Here is a 4,450-nt window from a genome sequence, read left to right as displayed (position 1 = left end):
GGTTGACGGGTGAGCTGGACGTGGAGGCGCTCCGGGCCGCGCTCGCGGATGTCGCCGGCAGGCACGAGAGCCTGCGCACCGTGTTCCGCCAGAGCGCTGACGGCCAGCCGAGCCAGCACGTCCTCGACCCCGTCGAGGGCGCTCCAGAGGTCCGTGCCGAGGCCGTGGTCACCGACCAGGTCACTGCTGCGGTGACCGAGGTGGCTTCGGCCGGGTTCGATCTGGAGCGGGATCTGCCGTGGCGGGTGCGTCTGCTGGAGGTGACGGACGCTCCCGGCGAGTGGGTGCTCGTGATGGTGGTGCACCACATCGCGGCGGACGGCTGGTCGATGGCGCCGCTGGCGAGGGATCTCTCGCAGGCTTACGCGGCGCGCTGCCAGGGGCGTGCTCCGGAGTGGCGGCCGCTCAAGGTGCAGTACCCGGACTACACGCTGTGGCAGCGCGAGCTCCTCGGCGACGAGGACGACCCGGACAGTGTCATCGCCGCCCAGGTCGCCTACTGGAAACAGGCTTTGGCTGATCTTCCGGAGCAGTTGGAGCTTCCGGTCGACCACCCGCGTCCTGCCGTCGCGTCGCATGAGGGTGCTGCGGTGGATCTGCGTGTGCCGGCGGAGGTGCATGCCCGGCTGGTGGAGCTGTCCCGTTCCTGCGGGGCGAGTGTGTTCATGACGGTGCAGGCGGCGCTGGCGGTCCTGTTGTCGAAGATGGGTGCCGGGGAGGACATCCCGATCGGGACGCCGGTCGCGGGGCGTACCGACGACGCCCTGGATGACATGGTCGGGTTCTTCGTGAACACGCTGGTCCTGCGGACCGACCTGTCGGGCGACCCGACGTTCCGGGACGTTGTCGAACGGGTCCGGGAGGCGGACCTGGCGGCGTACGCCCATCAGGACGTGCCGTTCGAGCGGCTCGTGGAGATCCTCAATCCGGCACGCTCCATGGCCCGCCACCCCCTGTTCCAGGTCATGCTCGCCTTCCAGAACGTCGCCGAGCCGGACCTGGACCTGCCCGGTCTGACCGTTCGCGGAGAACAGGTGGAAGGCGCGGTAGCCAAGTTCGACCTGTCCGTCAGCATGGGTGAACTCCACGACGAGAACGGAGCACCCGCAGGACTGCAAGGGCAGCTGGACTACCGCACGGATCTGTTTGCGGAGAACACGGTCCGAGAACTCGCGGACCGTGTGGTGCACGTCCTGGAAGCCGTCACCGCCGATCCCGATGCGCGGATCCGTTCCGTCAGTGCGGTCGGTGCCGAGGAGCGACACCGGATCCTGACCGACTGGAACGCAACTGCGCGTGACGTCCCGCACGGGACGCTGCCCGAGCTCTTCCAGGCCCAGGTGGCGCGTACTCCCGACGCTGTCGCCGTGGTCAGTGGCACAGCACGGCTCACGTATGCGGAGCTGAATGCCCGGGCGAATCGTCTGGCCCGTCATCTGGTGGCGTGCGGTGCGGGTCCGGAGAAGCTCATCGCCATCGCGCTGCCCAGGTCGGCCGACCTGTTGGTTGCGCTGTTCGCCGTCCTGAAGAGCGGTTCGGGTTATGTGCCGGTGGATCCGGAGTACCCGGCGGACCGGATCGCGTACATGCTCGCGGACGCCGAACCCGTGCTGCTCCTGACGGAAGCGGCCACCGCGGCCCTGTTCCCTCAGGACGCCGCCACACCGCACCTGCTGCTCGACAACCCCGACGTTGTGCAGGCCGTAGCAGGCCGGGACAGCGCAGACCTGTCCGACGGAGACCGTCTGTCTCCGCTGCTGCCCTCCCACCCCGCGTACGTGATCTACACGTCCGGGTCCACGGGAAGGCCGAAGGGCGTGATGGTCGAGCACCGCAGCGTGGTGAACCTCGCCTCGTGGGCTGCCGATGGGCTCGGTACGGACCGACTGGAGGAGGTCTGCGCCTCGACGTCGCTCAACTTCGACGTGTCCGTGTTCGAAATCATCGCTCCGTTGCTCGCCGGCGGTAGGGTCCACGTGATCCGAGACCTGCTTGCATTCGGGGACGAAGCCGCCGAGGACACCGACAGGCCGTTGGCAAGCGGCGTTCCTTCGGTCTTCTCCAGCCTCCTGGACCGTGCACCGGCAACGGACGCGGCAACAGTCGTCATGGCGGGTGAGGCGATTTCGCCGATCGTTGCCAAGAAGATCCGCTCGGCCTTCCCCGCAGCCCGCATGGCGAACTGCTACGGCCCCACCGAAGCCACCGTCTATGCAACCTCGTGGTACACCGATGATGAAATGCCGGATGCAGTTCCGATCGGGCGGCCGATCGCCAATACGCGGGTGTATGTGCTGGATGGCGCGTTGTCGCCGGTTCCGGTGGGTGTGGCGGGTGAGCTGTACGTCGCGGGTGCTCAGCTGGCGCGAGGGTATCTGGGGCGTGCGGGTTTGACGGCGGAGCGGTTTGTTGCGGATCCGTTCGCCACGGTGGCGGGTTCGCGGATGTATCGGACCGGGGATGTGGTGCGGTGGTCGTCGGACGGTGTGCTGGAGTTCGTGGGGCGTGCTGATGCGCAGGTGAAGGTGCGGGGTTTCCGTATCGAGCCGGGTGAGGTCGAGGCCGTTCTGGCTGGGCATGGGCAGGTCGCCCAGGCGGCGGTGATCGTGCGGGAGGACCAGCCCGGCGACAAGCGCCTGGTCGCCTATGTCGTGCCTACGACTGTGGACTTCGACGCTGCCGTCCTGCGTCGGCACGTGGCGGAGCGGCTGCCGGACTACATGGTGCCCTCGGCGTTCGTCACCCTCGATGCGTTGCCGTTGACACCGAACGGGAAGCTGGACCGGCGGGCGCTGCCGGCTCCCGAGTACACCTCGGACGGGTCGGGGCGGGCACCGCGGTCGCCGCGGGAGGAGATCCTGTGCGGGCTGTTCGCCGAGGTCCTGGGCGTGGAGTCGGTGTCGGTCGATGACGGTTTCTTCGAGTTGGGCGGGCATTCGCTGTTGGCGACGCGGCTGGTGAGCCGGATCCGGACGGTCCTCGGGGTGGAGGTGAGTATCCGGTCGTTGTTCGAGGCCTCGACCGTGGCGGGGTTGGTGGATCGGCTCGGTGAGGGTGGTCGGGTGCGGGAGCCGTTGGGGCGGTGGGTGCGGCCGGAGGTTGTTCCGGTGTCGTTCGCGCAGCGCCGTCTGTGGTTCCTGGGTCAGCTCGAGGGTGTTTCGGCGGCGTACAACATTCCGCTCGTGCTGCGTTTGACGGGTGCGTTGGACGTGGAGGCGCTGCGGGCTGCGCTGGCGGACGTCGCGGGCCGGCACGAGAGCCTGCGCACGGTCTTCCCGCAGGTGGACGGGGAGCCGCGGCAGGAGATCAGACAGGGCGCCGGGGGTGTTCCCGAGATCGTCGTGGAGGCCGTCTCGGCTGGTGACGTTGCTGCGGTGGTGGCGGAGGTGACGGGTGCCGGGTTCGATCTGGAGCGGGATCTGCCGTGGCGGGTGCGTCTGCTGGAGGTGACGGACGCTCCCGGCGAGTGGGTGCTCGTGATGGTGGTGCACCACATCGCGGCGGACGGCTGGTCGATGGCGCCGCTGGCGAGGGATCTCTCGCAGGCGTATGCCGCCCGTTGCGGGGGACACGCGCCGGCATGGAAAGAGCTGCCGGTGCAGTACGCCGACTACACGCTGTGGCAGCGCGAGGTTCTCGGCGACGAAAGTGATCCGGACAGTGTGATCGCCGCCCAGGTCGCTTACTGGAAGCAGGCTTTGGCTGATCTTCCTGAAGAGCTGGATCTGCCGGTCGACCACCCCCGCCCCGCGATCGCCTCGCACGAGGGTGACTCTGTGGAGATCCGTGTGTCGGCGGAGGTGCACGCGCGGCTGGTGGAGTTGTCCCGTTCCTGCGGCGCCAGCGTGTTCATGACCGTGCAGGCGGCGCTGGCGGTCCTGTTGTCCAAGATGGGCGCCGGGGAGGACATCCCGATCGGGACACCCATCGCCGGCCGTACCGACGACGCCCTCGACGATCTCGTCGGGTTCTTCGTGAACACGCTGGTCCTGCGGACCGACCTGTCGGGCGACCCGACCTTCCGTGAAGTCCTCGAACGGGTCCGGGAAGCGGACCTGGCCGCGTTCGTCCATCAGGACGTGCCGTTCGAGCGGCTGGTGGAGATCCTCAACCCGGCACGCTCCATGGCCCACCACCCCCTGTTCCAGGTCATGCTCACCTTCCACAACAACGCGCAACCGGACCTCGACCTGCCCGGCCTCCAGACGCAGCCAGAAGCTGCCGGCGAGATGGCGGCCAGGTTCGACCTGTCGTTCGGCCTGGGAGAGACACACACGGCCGACGGCGTACCGGCCGGTCTCGCGGGGCGGCTTGACTACCGCACTGATCTGTTCGAGCGCGCCACCGTCGAGCAGCTCGCGGACCGCTTGTCCCGGCTCCTCGACACCGTCACGGGCGACCCCGACCAGCGGATCCGGAGTGTCAGTGTTCTTGCCGGTGATGAGTTCCG

1 protein-coding gene is annotated in these 4,450 nt (G+C 68.4%); it reads left to right on the top strand.

Annotation, left to right across the window (positions count from 1 at the left end):
- Nucleotides 1–4,450 (top strand): amino acid adenylation domain-containing protein (locus tag ABZ858_RS37050; protein ID WP_361389383.1); only part of this gene is annotated, 4,450 nt, incomplete at both ends.

It is taken from the genome of Streptomyces sp. NPDC047017 (genome assembly GCF_040644175.1).
In the GTDB taxonomy this organism is placed as follows: Bacteria; Actinomycetota; Actinomycetes; order Streptomycetales; family Streptomycetaceae; genus Streptomyces.
The sequence above is the reverse complement of the archived record's forward strand: the minus strand, read 5'-3'. Positions and strand labels throughout refer to the sequence as shown.